Here is a 16,818-nt window from a genome sequence, read left to right as displayed (position 1 = left end):
TTAACGATGTCCTGCTCATTTGATTATGGTGATAGACATGTAGTTTCCAACCTGGACGCGCCGACCAGCCGACAGCTGGTTGATGACGTCCTCGCAGGAGCTCTGCTGCGGGAAAAAGTGTTCCGTGACAACTGGAGAACGCTGAGTGCCAAGGTGCGTTTTCAGGATGATTCGCTGTTGCTGAAAGTGCCCCGCGCGAGAAATGGCCGTCGGTGGGAACGTTTTCTGACACGCTTTCGGGAAAGTGATGCGCTACGGACCTTCCGTCATATAGAACAGCTGTCCGCCATGGGGTTCGGGACGCCGGAGCCGGTTCTGGCGTGCGAGTGCCGGCATCACGGTGTCGTTGTTGACTCTTTTGTCTGTTACCGGTTTGTCGACGGCCGGCCGGCGGGGCCACAAGATGCAGATAAGATTCTGCAGTCGCTCAGAGCACTGCACCGGCGTGGATTGCTCAGAAGTGACGCGCAGCTGGCCAATTTTCTGATGGTCAGGGACGAGGTTACATTTATTGATTTCAGGCTGAAGAGGCCCCGGTGGCTCCCGCAGTTGCAGAAAGCGAGAGAAATTGACCGGTTTCTGAGGAGTTGCCCTGAAGCCCGCGAATGTCTTGCCCCCGGCGAAGCGTCATCTTTCTGGCTCAGGTTGGCGTCCGGTATGGAAGCCGCCAGTTTCGGTTTTCGGAATCTGAAACGGACTCTGAGAAGGCGTAAAAGAAAGACCGGCTGATGGTCCCGCAAAGGGAAGCGGTTTCATTGTCACGATAGGATCAAGCCAACATGGAAAGAGCAGTTCTCTTTTGCCCCTCACGTGTGTGGGGTGGAATCGAAAAAAACGTGCGTCTCCGGGCCCGGTTTCTGGGGGAATCAGGCGTGCAGGTTTACGTGGTTCTTCTGCAAGGCTACTTCGCAGATCGCTTCGAAGGCCTGGACAATGTCAGCGTTGTTGAGGTCAGATCACGCGGCGGGGATTTCAATGCCTTTGTCGTTGCAAACTACGTCAGGATTCTCAGGAAAATTAAGCCAGGTGTTGTGTTCGCCGCACTGAAGAAGGACTGGTGGCTGGTGACTCTGGCGTCGAAGCTCGCCGGTGTGGATCGTGTGGTGCTCTACCTTGGGATTTCGCGACGGGTAAAAAGCCCTTTAAAGTACCTGGCAATCTTCCGGTGGATGAAGGCGATTCTGATGGTGAACAGCGACTCACTCCGGAATGAAATGTTGAGCCACCCGCGTTTCTTTGACGAGCGCAATGTTGTGCGAGTCTACAACGGCTTTGATCTCCCGCCTGTCGAAGCAAGGCCGACGGATTTCAGGGCTCTGCTCAACCTGCCGGCAGACAGTGTAATTGTAGGCTGCGCCGGGCGCTTCAGTCCTCAAAAAGGATTCGACCTGCTGCCGGATATCCTCTCTGAGCTCCCGGAGAACGTCCATGTGGTTCACGTCGGGGAAGGTGAGTTTGAAGAGGAGATCAAAGCGGCCATCGCCAAACGGCCCGAGTCGTCAAGAATTCACTTTTTAGGCTACCAGGCCAATATGGATGGCTTCTTCGGAGGCATAGATCTGTTTTTGCTGTGTTCCAGAAATGAAGGCATGGCGAATGTGCTGAACGAAGCCCTGAGCCATGGAAAGCCGGTGGTTTCGACCCGTGTGCCGGGCAGTGAGGAGTTGCTGGCGGAGGGTAGGTACGGGGTTCTGACCGATATCAATGATGTCGCGGCCCTGTCACGGGGCATTCAGGCAATCATTGATGGCAACAAAGTATATCCGCCGGGCGAGCTGCGGGAATGGATTGATCGGGAGTTCGGGCTTGACCGAATGATCCGTGAAACCAACCGCCTATTTTTTGAGGCTGAACTCAGCTGATCATCCGAGGGATGAGGCCTTATTTTCTCGATTGAGGGTTATATTTGACTACCAAGTACCAGCACAGGGCGTTCTGGAAGGATGCCGCCAACCGGCTGCGGTTTGGCACTGAAGCACCTCGTTATGCCGAGCGCATTTGGGTGCCTCCGTCAGAGTGCCAGCGCTATGTCGAGGCAGCGGATCTTGCGGCATTCTTCGGTTCTCGCGTCAGACAGATGTCGGGTCGCGTCGTAAAGGATTGGCCCGGCTCGCTGGAGCAGACCTTTGATCGTCATCCCAAGTTGACCTATTGCTGGTCTCACTGGCGGGAAGGAAAGAGTTGGGAGGAGGCCGGCGCCATCGATTTTATGCTGGGGAGGATCGCCGTGTCGCCGAGCGGGGTAACGGACAAATGCCGGACCCCCGATGATGTCGCCCGTCGGTTTGAAGCGCTTGATGGGATCTGGAACGAGGTGAGGGCGAAAGGGCGTCTGCCGTCCCGGGCTGAACTGTATCCCACGAACTTCCGGGAGGTGGGAGGCATCCTGATGCATCTGGGGCCCGGCGGGGAGCCAATTTTTTCGGGTGCCGGCTGCCATCGTTTTGCCATGGCCATGATGCTGACGGCGCGTTTTCCGGCGCAGCTGGGTGTGGTTCATGTGTCGGCTCTGGAACGTCTTGGTGACTTTCGCGACGTGAATGAATTGATGGAGTAGATAAATGGCTGGTTTGACTCAGTACAGGACCTGGGTGTTCGACTGTGATGGGGTTCTTCTGAACTCGAACCGGGTGAAAACCGACGCCTTCTACGAGGCGGCCAAGCCCTATGGCGAGGACAAGGCCCTTGCCCTGGTGGATTACCATGTCAAGAATGGCGGCATATCCCGCTATGTGAAGTTCGAGACATTCCTGCAGCGGATCGTTGGCCGGCCATCGGTCGATGCTGCTGAGCTCAGTGAGTTGCTTGAGCGTTACGCGGCTTTTGTGAAGCAGGGGCTGAGAGAGTGCGACGTGGCTTCCGGGCTGGAGCAGTTACGGCAGTTGACGCCGGCCGCGACCTGGATGGTCGTATCCGGTGGTGACCAGCAGGAATTGCGAGAGGTGTTTCGCGATCGTGGCCTGGATGCGCATTTTGACGGCGGGATTTATGGCAGTCCTGATAACAAGGACGATATTCTGAAAAGAGAGCTGGGTTCAGGCGCCATACAGACGCCGGCCGTTTTCGTCGGTGATAGCCAGTACGATATTGAGGCCGCTTCCCGCGCCGGGCTGGACTTCATTTTCCTGAGCGAATGGAGTGAATCCACTCATGATTTCGAAGGGGCGACCCTCAAGCTGCCAGCCATCAGCTCGATCGTTGAACAAATGAGCTAGTCTAGAAACGCGTCTACCACCGTCTTCCCACGAAACGCTTCCAGCCACTCGGGCCTGACTTCAATCGGCAACTTGCCAATGGTCTCTTCCAGCCCCCGGGCAAGCCCCTCAGGCGTGCCCGGTGTCAGGTACTGTTCCAGTTCACCCTGAAACACAAACCGCACCCCGCCGCGGCTGTCCGTCGACAGGATGGGGGTGCCGCAGGCCAGTGCTTCGGTCAGTACGATGCCCAGCCCCTCATATTCGGAGGCAAGGACGAACAGATCGGCCCGTTGCATCCAGGGGTAGGGATTCGTGCGTTTCCCGGCGAACAGGACGCGGTTCGCAATGCCCAGCGAGCGGGCCTTCTCCTCAAGCTCATGCCGCAGCGGGCCTTCACCCACGATCACCAACTGATGGGGAATGCGCGCCCGGGCGAAAGCTTCCAGCAGCAGGGCGTGGCCTTTCTGGGGAACCAACCGGGCCACGTTGACGATGTAGCGGTCGGAAGGGATGTCAGGATCTTTTTCCTGAGCCAGTGCCTGAATCTGTTCGACCGGGCAGGGGTTGGTGATCACCCTCAGGCTTTTCGGTTGCACATGCCCTTTCTCAAAGGCTTCTCGCGCCGATTCCAGTACGCCGGAAGACACGCAAGCCAGATGGCGGTTGTCGAACACCAGTTTCCATTCCAGTTTTTTCTGCCACAGCGGCCGGTCGTAGTGGATGACGTTTTCCAGAACGTAGACGTTGCGGTCATCGCGGAAAGACCAGAAATATTTGAAGGTGCCCAGGCCGCGGAAGACAATCCGGTCGAAGCGCCCGTAGCGACGTTCCAGTTTGCGGATATGGCGTTTGAGCAGCCACCCGTTGAGCCATCCAACCCACATGAAGTGCGACTTGGGCAGGATGACGCCCAGCAGAAGGCGTGACAGCAGAAAGACCGGGATGCCAATGACCGACTTGAGCAGGGCCTGAAGCTGGTCAAAATGGTGCAGCTTCACCTCGCTATCGGCTGGCTGCAGGTCATTGGGCTGATTGCGACAGGCCAGCAGGTGGCTGTCGTGGCCCTCTTCCGCGAAGGCGTCGGCCAGATTGACAGCAACACGCTCCATGCCACCCATTTTCAGGCTGTGAATGACGACCAGTGTTCTCATGCGGCGGGGTTCTTGTTGATTCCGTTGTCGGCCCAGTAAGTCCGGTCCTCTTTCACCGCCTTGCGAATGGCCCGGTTTTTCTCCCAGATTTCCGGCTTGGAATAGCCCCGCGCATGGTCCAGATGCAGGCACACCGTGCTGTAGCGGATCTGCTTCGATTTGTGGCCGTAGTTCCACAGGCGCTCGCCCAGTTCCCGGTCCAGCCCGCCGTACTGCATGTCTTCGTTGAAGCCGTTGACGGCGATCAGGTCTTTGGTCCAGGTGGAACTGTTCATGCCGTTCCAGCTTGCGGCGGCGGGGGTGACGGCGTTCAGCAGCTTCTTTTTCAGAGCCGAGCGGGACAGCTTCCACAGTTTGTGGGTTTTCGGTTGTCCCTTGCGGACCAGCCATTCCGGATCGAAGATGGCGGCGCTGCGGATATCGTCGTCAGAAATGGCTTCAGACACCGGCATGGTGAGCTTGATGTAGCCACCGGAAAGAAAATGCCCGGGTTCAGCCAGATTGCGGTGGGTCTCGATGAAGTGCGGTTCGGGAATGCAGTCGCCGTCTGTGAAGATCAGGTAGTCACAATCGGTTTCCTGAATCGCCTTGTTGAGGATCTGGCATTTGCGAAAGCCGTTGTCCTCGTGCCACACGTGGTCAATGGTCAGAATGCCACGCTCGCGGAACCGGTCAATCAGGGCGCGGGTGTCATCGGTCGAGCCGTCATCGGCGACAATCACCCGGAAGTCCTTCCAGGTCTGGTTCTCGTACCCGGTCAGTACTTTGCCAAGCCACAGGGGTGAATTGTAGGTGGTGATAACCACGCCAATGGATTGTGGTGTCATAACTCAGTCGGGCCCGTGCCGGTGTGGTTTTGGTGTCAGGCGCCTATTATACACGCGCCGGCGGCGGCTTGCCTGTCAGGGATTCTTACCACTGGCCAGGGGGTAATCCAGAGGGTAACCGAGGGGTGGGTAAGTGTCAGCGGCACAGTTTTTTCGGGTTGTACGGGTTGGGTGTTCCCGGGGTCAGATGGCGGAAACGTTTGTACTCCCACTGGTACTGTTCGGGAATTTCCCGCACGCATTTTTCAATGGAGCGATTCAGTGCGGTCGTCGCGACCACGGCGTCGGTTGCATCCAGATTCGGTTCGCATTCGCGGATCACCAGGCGGAACCCCTTGCCGTCCTTCAGGCGTTCAGAAAAGGTGATCAGAGCCGTGGCGCCGGACTTCTGCAGCAGTTTCGACACCAGGGTCATGGTGCGCACGTTCAGGCCAAAGAACGGCGCGTGGGCGACTCCTTTTGCCCGCGGGCTCTGATCCGGCAGGATGCCGGCAACGCCGCCCTCCCGTAACAGGGTAATCAGCCGTGCAAGACCTCGCCGGTCACCACGAACCAACTCGGAGCCGACACGGCCACGCACCCGGATCATATAATCTTCGAACTCTCGTATATGGGGCGGGCTGTACAGTGCGGCCATTTTATGGCGCGAGGAGAAGTACAGGCCGGTCAGTTCCCAGTTACCGAGGTGGGGCGCCAGCAGTACCAGTCCTTTGCCTCTGGCCATCGCGGCGTCCAACAGGTGCTCACCCTCGATTTCCCGGATAAGCCCCAGGCAATCCTCGACCGGCCATTCCCACATCAGTGGGATTTCCATCAGGGTCTGGCCAGTATGGCGAAGGCTGGAGCGGGCCAGGTCCCGGCGCTTGTCGGCAGGTATTTCCGGTAGGCAGATGCGCAGGTTGGTTTCCGTTACTTTGCGGGATCTGCTGTTGGTGATCCAGCCGAGCGTGCCAAGCAACCGGCCGATACGCTGGGCACCCCGCAAGGAAAGCTTGCCGGCGAGTTTGAGGGCGAGAATCAGGAAAGTTGCTTTCGACACGGCCATGGATCGGAGGTTCATCTCTCATTATCTGACTGAGCGGAAGCTATCACCATCGAGTCGGGGCGGCAAGATACCGCGGCGAATCTACAGTTTCTGGGACTGCTCCCAGCTGTGTGCCCGGTCGCCCAATTCCCACTCAATACGGCGATAGAAACGCTGGATGCGTCGGGCAATGTAGCGTTGTCGCCAGGCCGGCAGCGCGGCCAGCTTGTCTGGAATGGTGGGGGCTCCAAGCCCGTCCACCAGGAACAGTTCCGGCTGGTGGTTGCGGGTGACGATCACCAGATTGTGGGGCAGAAGGTTGCGGGTAAGTATCCCGGTGTGCTGCAACCAATGGCAGAAACGGCGGACGGCGTCTGCCATCGGTTGGTCAAAGCCCCGGCGTTGAAGGTACTGTTCCAGTGTCGGCGCCGGCTGCTGTTGATCGTCCAGCAAGAGTTCACTGACATTGGCGTGCCCCAGGGTGGTGGGTTGCGAGCCATGAAAACGCGGCAGATGCTGCCATACCGTTTCGGCATGGCCTTGTGACAGCAACCGCTGAATGGCGCTTTGTTGGTGGGCCTTCAGCTCCTGGGCGTTATCGTCAATACGGCGTTTGCCCAGCAGTTTCTTGGCCAGGGGCTGGCGCTGATAGCGCGCCTCGATGTTTTCAGGGCGCAAGACTTTCAGACACAATAGCGGGTCGTCCGGGTGCCGGAAGCAGTGACGGTTGTAGCCTGAAGCGAAAGGCTGGCTGGCACCAAGGTCAATCATCTGTATCAGCTGAACCGGTCATGTGTCGAAAAGAGCCTCGCCGTCGCAATCATGGAGAAGGAGTTATGTCTGAGCGCTGTATTGCCTACGGCGACTGTAACACCGAAGGTCTGCCAGATTACCACGACCCGCTGTGGCCGGAACTGGTTGCCGAGCATTTCCGCCTCGAGCTCATCAATTGCGGCCACACCATGAGCACCACGCGGGAACTGCTCCGTTACGCGCAGGCTTTTCCGCCGGCCGGTTACCGGATCGCGTTCATCCAGTATGGACTGGTGGATTCGTGGCAGGTGTTCCGCGGTGCACCTTACGTGTTGTACTACCCGGATCATCCGCTGCGCAAGATCGCCCGTAAAGTGGTGAAGAAGATCAAGAAACTCGGCCGCCGGTTTTCTCTCCTGGAGCGGCTGGGTGCGGTGGAACAGGTGCCTTTGCAGGAATACCTTGGCAACATCGGCACGGTTATCCGCTCGGCACCGGCGACCCGTTTTGTGCTCGTCGCCACACCCCCGAATCTGGACGAGCCCCGGAATCCCCGCATCGAGACTTATAACCGGGCCTTGCGTGCGCTGGCGGAGCAACACCCCAACGCCGTAGTCGCCGATGCATACAGCCAGCTCTGGCAGCGTCGCGCGGAGTGCCTGATGGCCGACGGCACGCACCTGACCGCTGACGGCCACCAGCTGGTGGCCAGAGAAGTCATCGCTGCGCTGGGAAGTGTTGCGCTATCAGCTGCTGATAAAACCGCTCGGTCGCTATAACCATGGCGTCCAGGGTGAGCGTGGCCGCGGCCTGCCCAAAGGTTGCAGCCTGTTGCTCTGCCAGTAATTGCGGCGCCTGAAGGTGAAGGGCAAGCAGGCGGCTCAGGTCGTCGACGTTATCGGAGCCGGCCACAAATGCCGGCGGCAGGATGTCGCGCACACCGCTGACCGGCGTGGCGATCACCGGGCAGCGGGCCAGCAGGGCTTCCACCAGGATGTACGGAAACCCCTCCCGACGGGAACTGATCACGCAGGCAGACGCCGCCTTTAGCCATGCCTCTGTATTCGCCTCGAAACCGGGCAACAGTACCCGGTCTTCCACGCCCAGGCTTTTGATCAGCGCGGTGAGCCGGGTTCGTTCACTTCCCTCCCCGAGAATGACCAGCGTGCCGGGAACGCCGGCGTCAACCCACGCCTGAATCAGGCGGTCGAACTGTTTGACGGGCTCCAGGCGACCGGCGGCAAGCGCAATCGGGCGATGCTGCGGGATCGGCACGAGGGTGGCGCCCGTTGCCGCAACCTCGGAAGGCGGTGCCACGCCGTTATGGATCAGGCGCTTATTGGGGTGGGGCAGCGTCGCCAGAATGTCCCCGCTGACGGCGATAACGCCCTCCAGTTTCGCAAACGGCGTGTGAGATCGCTTGGTGCCGTGCAACGTGCCGATGGTGGCGCCAGCGTAGCGCCGGGCAATGGTGAGCAGGCTCGCCCCTTTGTTGCCCTGGGCGTGGGTTATGTCCGGGGCAATTGCCCGCAAGGTCCGTTGCAGCCGGAACCGGAGCCAGGGGTTGCGCCGGCCGAGTTGCAGGGGAAGCGGGTGTACCGTGACGGCGGCCGGGAAACGGCCCTGGTAGGCCCGGTGTGCCAGAACATGCACCCGGTGTCCTCGGGCCGCAAGAGCCGCAGCGAGCTCCACTGTGTGCCGTTCCATACCACCCCAGCCGGTGCCGGGGGTCGCAAGTATCATGGCAATGGTCAGGCCGGTGGCCACGATCAGACCTTGCGCCCGGCGACCAGGCGTTGGTAGATCGCCAGCGTCGCCTCGGTCTGCGCTTTCAGGTGGAACCGCTCCGGCACCTCGATCGTTGGAACCGGCTGGCTCAACAGGCGCAGTGCGGCGGTGGCAAAGTGGTGGGTATTATCCGGTTCTACCAGTCCCTCTGGGAAACAGGCGCGCAGGGTCTCGGCGGCACCGCCGCGATCGAACGCCACTACCGGGGTGCCGGAGGCCAGGGCTTCGGTCACCGTGCGGCCGAAGGGTTCGGGTTTGGTGGACATATGGCAGACCAGATCCGAGGCGAGGTACAGCTCGGCCATGTCACGACGCTGGCCGAGGAACGTGATGTGGGTGTCCAGCCCCAGCTGTGCCCGCCGCGCGAGCAGCTCATCCATGAAGCGATCCTTGCCCGGCTCTACACCACCCACCACGATGCCGTGGCAATCAGGATTCTGGCGCACGATCTCGGCCATGGCCTCCAGAAATAGCAGCTGGCCTTTCCAGCGGGAAATCCGGCCCGGCATCATGATCAGGCGTTTGCCAGCAAGTTGCGGATGCTCTTGTGTAAGTGCCGTCGCCCAGTTGGCGCAGAGCCTCTGGCTGCGAAAGCTGTCCACATCGACGCCGCGCTGGATCACCGTCAGCTTGTTTTCGGCTACCTTGAAGTGATCGAGTATGTAATGGCGCACGCAATCGGAGACGGCGATGATGTGGTCCGCTTTGGCCATGATGGCGCTGTACGGATTCACCGAATACATGCCGTGAAAGGTGGAGACCACCACCGGTCGCTGATTCGCCGGAATGCCCCGTAACGCCAGCCGGGTGATCCAGGCGGGCATGCGCGATCGCACGTGCACCACATCCGGCTGGAGCGCCTGCAACAAACGCCGCAGCGGGAGGATCTGACCGAACGAAACGGGGGACTTGCGGTGAACGGGCTGCGCGATATGCACCGACCCCTGGGCCTCGAGCTGGCGAACCAGCGGGCCGCCATTGGAGACCACGATGGATTCGTGGCCGCGGCGGACCAGTTCCGCAGCAAACTCCACGGTGCCGCGCTCTACGCCGCCGCTGTTGAGGGCTGGCAGAATCTGAACAATCTTCACCGCCGCCCTCCCGTCAGGAACCGCTGAATGAGCCATTTGGCCGCACGGTCGGCCTCCCACAGGCGATGGTGGTCCTGAGGCGCACCGCCCATGACCGCGGCATGATCGCTCCAGCGTGCGACATGCCCCCGTTCCACCATCCGGTTTACCCCGTCGGCAACCCGGCTGCCGCTGTTCGGCGTGAGTTGCAGCAGCCCGGCTGGCACACCGGAGGTGGCGGCTTCGCTGACCATAGACAGGCTGTCCGGCGTTATCCATACCGCGCGTGACGCGGCCAGTTGATGGGGTAGCCAGTCGGCATGGGTGCGCTGTGGGTCCGCCACGGTGACCTTGAGGCCGTCCAGCCCCTGAAGGCGCTTCGACAGTGTCTCCGGCGTGCGCCGCGAGCCGGAAATGGTCCAGCGCCAGGACGGGTAGGTCGCGATCAGGTAGCTGATCTGGTCGAACACCACGTCGTCGTCCCAGCGAAAATGGGGTGAAGGCCCGCCGACCAGAATCAGTGCTTCCGGTTTGTCGGTAATGCGGGCCAGCGGCGTCACGCTATTGATGCAGCCCTCGGTGAGCAGCGTCCGTTTGCCTGCCGGCAACCGATCGTGTTCCGGGACAATGGCGGCGTTCACCCAGCTCAAAGGAAATGCCGGCTTCATCAACACCACGGTTCTGGCGCCCGGTTTACGGCGCAGGGCAAGCAGTAACCGGTGCGTTGCGGTGCCGGCTGCAATGATCAGGTTCGGTGCGGGCAACCCGGGGGGCATGGCCGGGGGCAGGCCGGTAACGGCGCGCCACAGGGAGACGTTCAGTGCCGGCGCGTCGATCCAGTGGGTGGCAGCGCCGGCGTTGACCCGCAGGCGATTGCCCAGGCCCTTGAGCTGGTTACGGTGCCCGGGTTTGTTGTCGGTCAGTAGCCACACGGTCGGGGCGTCGGAAGCCATTCAGCGTGTGTCCTCGTGGTACAGGTCCGGATCGTCTCTGGACGGGCGGGTTTTGAACCGCCGATGCATCCACAGGTACTGGTCGGGATTGTGGCGCACTTGCTGTTCGATCGTCTGATTCACCAGCGTGGCGTCGGTCAGGTCGTCTCCCGACGGAAAGTCCTCCAGCGGCGGGTGGAAGTAGATGTCGTAGCCAGGTTCCCGCTCACGGCGGAAATGGCTGAACGGAACCACCGCGCACCCACTGCGCTCGGCAATGCGCGAGGTGGCGGTAATCGAGCCTGCGGGCACGCCGAAAAAGGGCGCAAATACAATGCCCTTGCGGCCGTAATCCTGATCGGTGGCGTACCAGACCACCCGGTTCAGTTTGAGCTGTTTCAGCAGGCCCCGCAGGTTTTTGCTGTCCAGAGCGGTGCCATAACGGCGTTCCCGCGCCCGGGTCATAACGGCGTTCATCAGCGGGTTGTTGTGGTCCCGCTGCATCACATCCGCTTCGATGAATTCCGTGACCAGGCTGCCGCCAAGATCCAGGGTGCTGTAATGACCGCCCAGCAGCAACACGCCATTGCCTTTCTCCAGGGCGGCATTGAGATATTCCAGGCCGTGAACGTTGGTCACCGGCAAATAGGTTTTCGGGTCGCGAAACCACGCCAGCCCGATCTCCATAATGCCGATGCCGTTGGAGTGGAACGCTTTGCGCACCAGTTGTTGCTGCTCAGCCGGGGAGAGCTCAGGAAAACAAAGGCGTATGTTGACCTCGGTTATGTGGCGCCGGCGGGGAATCAGCCGATAGGCGAGCTCGCCTATCAGTCTGCCAAGCTGCCATTGCCACCGAAGCGGCAGGCGGGACATCAGCCACATCATGGCAATGCCAAGCCAGGTGGGCCACCAGCGTGGATGGCGATAACTGGAATATCGGGTGTCGCGTTTTCTGGGAGGGCGCTTGCTCACGCTGGGGCAATCTCGTCTGTAAATTGGAATCAGAACCGGAGTTTAGCAGGGTGTTTCCCGTCGACTAAAGTAGCAGTGTGGGCGAATCCGGGTGTGTTTCGGTAGAATGCCTCCGAAATGCCGGTCCCGGAGACTCCATGCTTCATTTTCTGTATTCACTGTTCTTTCGCATAGCGTTGCCCTTTGTGCTGTTGCGCCTGTGGTGGATCGGTCGGCGCAATCCGGATGCGTGGCATCGCTGGCAGGAGCGGCTGGGCTACGTGGAGCGATCCGACGAGCCGGTGATCTGGGTGCATGCGGTATCGGTGGGAGAAACCATTGCCGCCGCCCCTCTGGTCAAGGCGCTGCTGCGCCGCCGCCCCGATATTCCAATTCTGATGACCGCGATGACGGCCACCGGATCGGCTAGAGCCCGGGCCATGTTCGGGGATTCCGTCCGTTACGCCTACTCCCCTTACGATACGCCGGGAGCTGTTCGCCGTTTCGCGGAGCGGGTGCGGCCACGGGCACTGGTGATCATGGAAACCGAACTCTGGCCGAACATGATTGCCAACACCTATCGTGGGGGCGTACCGATATTTCTGATCAATGCCCGGCTCTCCGAGCGCTCTGCCCGGGGATACGAGAGGGTTGCCTCGCTGGTGAAACCCCTGCTGCGCAGCCTGTGCTGGATCGCAGCGCAGGCCGACGAGGACGCCGGGCGGTTCCTGAGAATCGGCGCGCAGCCGGAATCGGTGTCGGTTACCGGCAGCATCAAATTCGATGTGGATATTACCGAAGCCCTGAAAGCCGAATCGGCCAACCTGCGGGCACAACTGGGTGCCGCCCGGCCGGTGTGGATCGCGGCCAGCACCCACGACGGCGAGGATCAGCAGATCCTGGCGGCCCACAAAACGATTCTTGCCTCGTTTCCGGAGGCGCTGCTGGTGATTGTGCCACGCCATCCTGAGCGCTTTGATGATGTCGCTGCACTGACCGAAGCGCGGGGCCTCAGGCTGGCGCGCCGGTCCGTTGCGCGGGGCCCCCTGGCGTCAGAGATTCAGGTCTATCTGGGGGATACCATGGGCGAGCTGCTGATGTTGTACGGTGCCTCCGACGTTGCCTTTGTCGGTGGTTCCCTCATTGAGCGGGGAGGGCACAATCCGCTGGAGCCTGCGGCCTGGGGCATTCCGGTATTCTCCGGCACTCATGTGTTTAATTTCGAGACAATTTATCAGCGCTTACTGGATGATCAGGGTGTCCAGTTGGTCGAAAATGCGGATGAGCTGGCCCGGGCAATCTGTTCACTGATAGACGACCCGGAGGCGCTGAAGGCATACGGTGAGCGGGCATTGGCGGTAGTCAACAAGAACCGGGGTGCGCTGGATAAGGTCGTGGAGGGTATTACGGAGCGGTTGTAACTCCGGGTGCCGCGCTGGCACCCGGAATTCAGCACGGTTAGCCCGCTTACTGCATCGGGTCGTCCAGTGTTTTTCCTTCTTCGGCCAGAGCTTCAATGCCCCGGGCGCCTTCGCTGAGCCAGTTGTTCAGATCAATCAGGTCCTGCGGGCTCAGGGTGCCTGCCGCCTGCTTCAGTTGCAGGGTGTTGATCACGTAGTCATACCGGGCGTTGGCGTAATCCCGCAGCGCCACGTAGTAAGCGCGTTCGGCATCCAGCACTTCCACAATGTTCCGGGTACCTACATCATAGCCGGCGCGGGTTGCATCCAGTGCACTGCGGCGGGAGATGATGGTTTGCTCAAGGGCGGATGCGGTTTCCACGTTGTTGTTAACGGTCAGGAACAGGCTGCGGGTGTTCACCTGTACATCCCGGCGCACCGTATTCAGGTCCTGTTCGGCGGCGGTGACCAGCGAACGCTGTTCCCGGGCGCCGGCCTGGGTGCCGCCGCCCGTGTAGAGCGGGATGGTCAGTGACAGTGAGGCAACGGACTGGCTGCGCTCCTGCTGGGTAAAAAGGGCGTTCTCCAGACTGGTTTCCTGGTAGGAGGCGCTCAGCTCAAGGGTTGGCAAATGACCGGACTTTGCCGCTTTCAGGCTGGCTTCGCTGGCATTGAGTTGCCTCAGGGCCGCCTGAATAGACCAGTTTTGCTCCACCGCGGTTGCTTCCCACGAAGTCGGATCCATGGGCTCCGGGCGCCCGAGCGGAAAATTCTGCCTGAGATTTTCCATGGCGTCCGGATATTCTCCGGTTAACCGGGCCAGTTGTTCCCTGGCCACATTCAGGTCGTTGTCGGCGGCGATGCGCTGGCTCCTGGCATCGTCGTAGCTGGCACGCGCTTCATAGACTTCGGTGACGGCAATGAGCCCCACGTCAAACCGTTCCCGGGCCTGTTCGTACTGGCGCTGGATGGCCGTTTCAGTCGCTTTTGCGGTTGTGACGGTGTCCTTGGCGCGCAGGACATCGAAGTAGGCGGTTGCCACATCCAGAATCAGTTGTTGCTGGGCCAGGTTGTACTGGGCCTCGGCCGCCTCGGCCTGGAACTGGCTGGCTTCGTAGCTGAACCAGTCTTGAGCCCGGAACAGTGGCTGGGTCAGCTCGACGCCGTAGCGGTAGGTTCGATAACTGTCTCCCGAGAAGAGTTGCCGCGTCAGCTCATCGGCGTTTGCCCCCCCGGGTATATTCCTGGGCTCGAAACGTGTGTAGCTTGCTGACCCAACCGCCGAGATTTTGGGCAGCAGGGCGCTCTTGCTGACATCGCTGGTTGCCTGCTGTGCCTGGAACTGTGCCATGGCAGAGGCAATGCCGGAGTCATAAGACAGGGCTTTCTCGTAGGTTTCCATCAGATCCAGAGCAAGCGCAGGCTGGGCTGCGAGCAGGGTGATCAATCCTGGAAGTAAACGTTTTTTCATTGGTTCTCCTGAAATACTGACTCCGGGAATCTGCCCGGCAATGACCCAAAGGTATTGGTTGACCATTATGGACAATAATCGTTCCCGTCTCTAGACTTGCTAAGTCCACGTATTTTGTGGACAAACGAATTCAGAATCGCGTCTTGACGGGGTGCTGATTCGCCATAAACTGGCGATCGGCTGAGATTGCAACGCAGAACCCGCGACCTGATCCGGATAATACCGGCGTAGGGATTAAGGCCAGATGAACCGCGACACCATGCCTGTAGGGCTATTTGTCGCAACTCCGTCATACGCGACCCGATACCACAAGACCATCCGGGAGCAGATCATGACGGACTTACCAGCATACCTCAGCGACTCCGCAAAAGTAGACTCCGCAGCAATCAAACCATTACCAAGCTCACGAAAAATATACGTGCAGGGTAGCCGAGCCGATCTGCGCGTGCCTATGCGGGAAATTACTGTGGGCGACACCCCCACTGAAATGGGTGGCGAAAAGAACCCGCCCGTGGTGGTATACGATACCTCTGGGCCCTACACAGACCCGGAAGCCACCATTGATCTCCGCAAGGGCCTGCCGCCGGTTCGCGCCGCCTGGATTGCCGAGCGGGGCGATGTAGAGCAACTGGACGGCTACACCTCCGAATTCACCCGCCGCCGCATGAAAGACCCTCAGCTTGATCCCCTGCGGTTTATGGACGAGCGAAAGCCACTGCGCGCCAAGCCCGGAAGAAACGTATCCCAGATGCACTATGCCCGCCAGGGCATCATTACGCCGGAGATGGAATACGTTGCTATCCGGGAGAATATGAAGCTGCAAGACGCCCGGGCCAATGGCTTGCTGGTGGATCAACACCCCGGCCAGTCCTTCGGTGCCAACCTGCCGCCTGAAATCACCCCCGAGTTTGTTCGGGATGAAGTGGCCCGGGGCCGCGCCATCATTCCGGCCAACATCAACCATCCGGAAACCGAGCCGATGATCATCGGTCGCAACTTTTTGGTGAAAATCAACGGCAACATCGGCAACTCCGCGGTCAGTTCCTCTATCGAGGAAGAAGTGGAAAAGCTGACCTGGGGCACTCGTTGGGGTTCGGACACCATCATGGACCTGTCCACCGGCAAGAACATCCACGAAACCCGCGAGTGGATCATCCGCAATTCGCCGGTGCCGATCGGGACCGTACCCATTTACCAGGCGCTGGAGAAAGTGGGCGGCGTAGCCGAGGACCTGACCTGGGAAATCTTCCGCGACACGCTGATTGAACAGGCGGAGCAGGGCGTCGACTACTTCACCATCCACGCCGGCGTGCGTCTGCATCACGTGCCAATGACGGCCAAGCGAACCACAGGAATTGTGTCTCGCGGCGGCTCGATCATGGCCAAATGGTGCCTGGCCCACCACAGGGAAAGTTTCCTGTACGAGCATTTCGAAGACATCTGCGAAATCATGAAAGCCTACGACGTGTCGTTCAGCCTCGGCGATGGCCTGCGTCCCGGCTCCATCGCCGACGCCAACGACGCGGCCCAGTTTGGCGAACTGGAAACCCTGGGCGAACTCACCAAAATCGCCTGGAAGCACGATGTGCAATGCATGATCGAAGGCCCTGGCCACGTGCCCATGCACCTGATCAAGGAGAACATGGACAAGCAGCTGGAATGCTGCGACGAAGCCCCGTTCTACACCCTCGGCCCGCTAATCACCGACATCGCCCCGGGTTACGATCACATCACCTCTGGCATCGGCGCTGCGATGATCGGCTGGTACGGCTGCGCCATGCTCTGTTACGTCACGCCAAAGGAGCACCTGGGCCTGCCCAACAAGGACGATGTCAAAACCGGCATCATCACCTACAAGATCGCCGCCCATGCTGCCGATCTCGCCAAGGGTCACCCGGGCGCGCAGATCCGCGATAACGCCCTGTCAAAGGCCCGTTTCGAGTTTCGCTGGGAGGACCAGTTCAACCTCGGCCTCGACCCGGACACCGCCCGCGCCTACCACGACGAAACCCTGCCGAAGGAGTCCGCCAAGGTGGCGCATTTCTGTTCCATGTGTGGTCCGAAGTTCTGCTCCATGCAGATTTCCCAGGAGGTTCGCGATTACGCCAAGGAGCATGGTCTTGATGAGGTGTCGGGGGTGGACGCTGGCATGCAGGCCAAGTCCCGGGAGTTTGTTGAGTCTGGCAGCAAGCTGTACGACAAGATCTGACTCTGGCGTTTTTGATCCCCTAGCCTTCGATTTTAGGGGGGGAGC

The 16,818-nt window shown here is 60.2% G+C and carries 16 protein-coding genes and 1 riboswitch; of the genes, 7 read left to right on the top strand and 9 right to left on the bottom strand.

From position 1 onward, the window contains the following. Positions 1–6 precede the first annotated feature (6 nt). From DYI22_RS12135 to DYI22_RS12120, 4 genes are read left to right on the top strand one after another with little or no spacing between them, the layout of a single operon-like run. A complete protein-coding gene (locus DYI22_RS12135; RefSeq protein ID WP_213478339.1) occupies positions 7–729 on the top strand; it encodes a lipopolysaccharide core heptose(II) kinase RfaY in 723 nt (240 codons plus the stop codon). 50 nt (positions 730–779) lie between these two features. Further along, positions 780–1,862 carry a glycosyltransferase gene (locus DYI22_RS12130; RefSeq protein ID WP_213478338.1) on the top strand — a complete coding sequence of 361 codons (1,083 nt, stop codon included), beginning with the start codon at positions 780–782 and terminating at the stop codon, positions 1,860–1,862. Positions 1,863–1,906: 44 nt separating this feature from the next. After that, on the top strand, positions 1,907–2,557 hold the full coding sequence (locus DYI22_RS12125; RefSeq protein ID WP_213478337.1) for a hypothetical protein: 651 nt from the start codon (positions 1,907–1,909) through the stop codon (positions 2,555–2,557). A gap of 4 nt (positions 2,558–2,561) precedes the next feature. Continuing rightward, positions 2,562–3,215, top strand: a complete 654-nt coding sequence (locus DYI22_RS12120) for an HAD family hydrolase (protein ID WP_213478336.1) — start codon at positions 2,562–2,564, stop codon at positions 3,213–3,215. Here DYI22_RS12120 and DYI22_RS12115 read toward each other — a convergent pair. From DYI22_RS12115 to DYI22_RS12100, 4 genes are all read right to left on the bottom strand, one after another. Beyond that, on the bottom strand, positions 3,212–4,348 hold the full coding sequence (locus tag DYI22_RS12115; protein WP_213478335.1) for a glycosyltransferase: 1,137 nt from the start codon (positions 4,346–4,348) through the stop codon (positions 3,212–3,214). The genes DYI22_RS12120 and DYI22_RS12115 overlap by 4 nt on opposite strands. After that, positions 4,345–5,175, bottom strand: a complete 831-nt coding sequence (locus DYI22_RS12110) for a glycosyltransferase family 2 protein (protein ID WP_213478334.1) — start codon at positions 5,173–5,175, stop codon at positions 4,345–4,347. Before DYI22_RS12110 ends, DYI22_RS12115 begins: the two co-directional genes overlap by 4 nt. 136 nt (positions 5,176–5,311) lie before the next feature. Beyond that, positions 5,312–6,220: a lysophospholipid acyltransferase family protein gene (locus DYI22_RS12105; protein ID WP_213478332.1), complete on the bottom strand. Its 909-nt coding sequence runs from the start codon at positions 6,218–6,220 to the stop codon at positions 5,312–5,314. Positions 6,221–6,301: 81 nt separating this feature from the next. Next, on the bottom strand, positions 6,302–6,970 hold the full coding sequence (locus DYI22_RS12100) for a YrbL family protein (protein WP_213478331.1): 669 nt from the start codon (positions 6,968–6,970) through the stop codon (positions 6,302–6,304). A gap of 65 nt (positions 6,971–7,035) precedes the next feature. On the opposite strand from DYI22_RS12100, the gene DYI22_RS12095 reads away from it, so the two are divergent. Continuing rightward, positions 7,036–7,731, top strand: a complete 696-nt coding sequence (locus DYI22_RS12095; RefSeq protein ID WP_228300993.1) for an SGNH/GDSL hydrolase family protein — start codon at positions 7,036–7,038, stop codon at positions 7,729–7,731. Here DYI22_RS12095 and DYI22_RS12090 read toward each other — a convergent pair. From DYI22_RS12090 to lpxL, 4 genes are read right to left on the bottom strand one after another with little or no spacing between them, the layout of a single operon-like run. Next, positions 7,670–8,719, bottom strand: coding sequence for a glycosyltransferase (locus DYI22_RS12090; protein ID WP_323132906.1), 1,050 nt, complete (start codon positions 8,717–8,719; stop codon positions 7,670–7,672). The genes DYI22_RS12095 and DYI22_RS12090 overlap by 62 nt on opposite strands. Positions 8,720–8,721: 2 nt before the next feature. Beyond that, positions 8,722–9,831, bottom strand: coding sequence for a glycosyltransferase family 4 protein (locus DYI22_RS12085; protein WP_213478328.1), 1,110 nt, complete (start codon positions 9,829–9,831; stop codon positions 8,722–8,724). Further along, complete coding sequence (locus tag DYI22_RS12080; protein ID WP_213478327.1) at positions 9,828–10,763, bottom strand: mitochondrial fission ELM1 family protein; 936 nt, start codon at positions 10,761–10,763, stop codon at positions 9,828–9,830. The genes DYI22_RS12085 and DYI22_RS12080 overlap by 4 nt, the downstream gene beginning before the upstream one ends. Beyond that, positions 10,764–11,714, bottom strand: a complete 951-nt coding sequence (lpxL, locus tag DYI22_RS12075; RefSeq protein WP_213478326.1) for an LpxL/LpxP family Kdo(2)-lipid IV(A) lauroyl/palmitoleoyl acyltransferase — start codon at positions 11,712–11,714, stop codon at positions 10,764–10,766. It lies immediately after the preceding gene. A 137-nt stretch (positions 11,715–11,851) separates the two neighbouring features. Between lpxL and waaA the strand changes: the two genes are divergently transcribed. Continuing rightward, on the top strand, positions 11,852–13,114 hold the full coding sequence (gene waaA, locus DYI22_RS12070) for a lipid IV(A) 3-deoxy-D-manno-octulosonic acid transferase (RefSeq protein ID WP_213478325.1): 1,263 nt from the start codon (positions 11,852–11,854) through the stop codon (positions 13,112–13,114). Between the two features lie 46 nt (positions 13,115–13,160). On the opposite strand, the gene DYI22_RS12065 is transcribed toward waaA, so the two are convergent. Then, positions 13,161–14,564: a TolC family outer membrane protein gene (locus DYI22_RS12065; RefSeq protein WP_213478324.1), complete on the bottom strand. Its 1,404-nt coding sequence runs from the start codon at positions 14,562–14,564 to the stop codon at positions 13,161–13,163. A 137-nt stretch (positions 14,565–14,701) separates the two neighbouring features. After that, positions 14,702–14,815: riboswitch (TPP riboswitch) on the top strand. An 80-nt stretch (positions 14,816–14,895) separates the two neighbouring features. Here DYI22_RS12065 and thiC point away from each other — a divergent pair. Continuing rightward, on the top strand, positions 14,896–16,773 hold the full coding sequence (gene thiC / locus DYI22_RS12060; protein ID WP_213478322.1) for a phosphomethylpyrimidine synthase ThiC: 1,878 nt from the start codon (positions 14,896–14,898) through the stop codon (positions 16,771–16,773). The last annotated feature ends 45 nt before the right edge of the window (positions 16,774–16,818 follow it).

The sequence above is a fragment of the Marinobacter lipolyticus genome (assembly GCF_018424605.1).
Lineage (GTDB): Bacteria > Pseudomonadota > Gammaproteobacteria > Pseudomonadales > Oleiphilaceae > Marinobacter > Marinobacter lipolyticus_B.
This window is presented reverse-complemented; position numbering and strand designations above follow the sequence as displayed.

Bases quoted from the DNA above. Each gene is read 5' to 3' on its own strand.
- DYI22_RS12135 (WP_213478339.1), top strand. From the start codon at position 7: ATGTCCTGCTCATTTGATTATGGTGATAGACATGTAGTTTCCAACCTG.
- DYI22_RS12130 (WP_213478338.1), top strand. From the start codon at position 780: ATGGAAAGAGCAGTTCTCTTTTGCCCCTCACGTGTGTGGGGTGGAATC.
- DYI22_RS12120 (WP_213478336.1), top strand. From the start codon at position 2,562: ATGGCTGGTTTGACTCAGTACAGGACCTGGGTGTTCGACTGTGATGGG.
- DYI22_RS12115 (WP_213478335.1), bottom strand. From the start codon at position 4,348: ATGAGAACACTGGTCGTCATTCACAGCCTGAAAATGGGTGGCATGGAG.
- DYI22_RS12110 (WP_213478334.1), bottom strand. From the start codon at position 5,175: ATGACACCACAATCCATTGGCGTGGTTATCACCACCTACAATTCACCC.
- DYI22_RS12105 (WP_213478332.1), bottom strand. From the start codon at position 6,220: ATGGCCGTGTCGAAAGCAACTTTCCTGATTCTCGCCCTCAAACTCGCC.
- DYI22_RS12100 (WP_213478331.1), bottom strand. From the start codon at position 6,970: ATGATTGACCTTGGTGCCAGCCAGCCTTTCGCTTCAGGCTACAACCGT.
- DYI22_RS12095 (WP_228300993.1), top strand. From the start codon at position 7,036: ATGTCTGAGCGCTGTATTGCCTACGGCGACTGTAACACCGAAGGTCTG.
- DYI22_RS12080 (WP_213478327.1), bottom strand. From the start codon at position 10,763: ATGGCTTCCGACGCCCCGACCGTGTGGCTACTGACCGACAACAAACCC.
- waaA (WP_213478325.1), top strand. From the start codon at position 11,852: ATGCTTCATTTTCTGTATTCACTGTTCTTTCGCATAGCGTTGCCCTTT.
- DYI22_RS12065 (WP_213478324.1), bottom strand. From the start codon at position 14,564: ATGAAAAAACGTTTACTTCCAGGATTGATCACCCTGCTCGCAGCCCAG.
- thiC (WP_213478322.1), top strand. From the start codon at position 14,896: ATGACGGACTTACCAGCATACCTCAGCGACTCCGCAAAAGTAGACTCC.